The sequence below is a fragment of the Streptococcus suis genome (assembly GCF_002960445.1).
GTDB lineage: Bacteria > Bacillota > Bacilli > Lactobacillales > Streptococcaceae > Streptococcus > Streptococcus hyiners.
The window spans coordinates 1-368 of record NZ_POJD01000188.1 but is presented as its reverse complement, the minus strand read 5'-3'; the positions used below and the strand labels follow the sequence as shown (position 1 = coordinate 368).

General features: G+C 46.2%; 1 pseudogene. It reads left to right on the top strand.

Going from position 1 to position 368, the window contains the following annotated elements:
- A pseudogene (locus tag C1G53_RS07690) lies at positions 1 to 368 on the top strand (exodeoxyribonuclease V subunit gamma); the annotation flags it as partial.

Below are 368 nucleotides of genomic sequence, written 5' to 3'. Positions count from 1 at the left end.
TATTATGACTACAGCGGGACCATGATAGACTTGACTCCACCAGACCAAGAAAAAATCCAACTCTGGGAGGTTGTTAACCAAAAAGAAGAAGTGGAGCAAGTTGCGACTGCAATTCGTCAGCATGTGCATCAAGGTGCTCGCTATAAAGACATCTTGTTGCTCTTGGGTGACGTGGATAGCTACAAGTTGCAGATTGGCAAGATTTTTGACAAGTATGACATTCCTTACTATTTCGGTAAGGCAGAGGAGATGAGTCATCATCCGTTGGTCCATTTTGTGGAGTCCTTGGAGCGCTTGCGTCGCTATCGTTTTCGTGCGGAAGACCTGCTCAATCTCCTCAAATCTGGTTTGTACGCCAGGATCGGAAG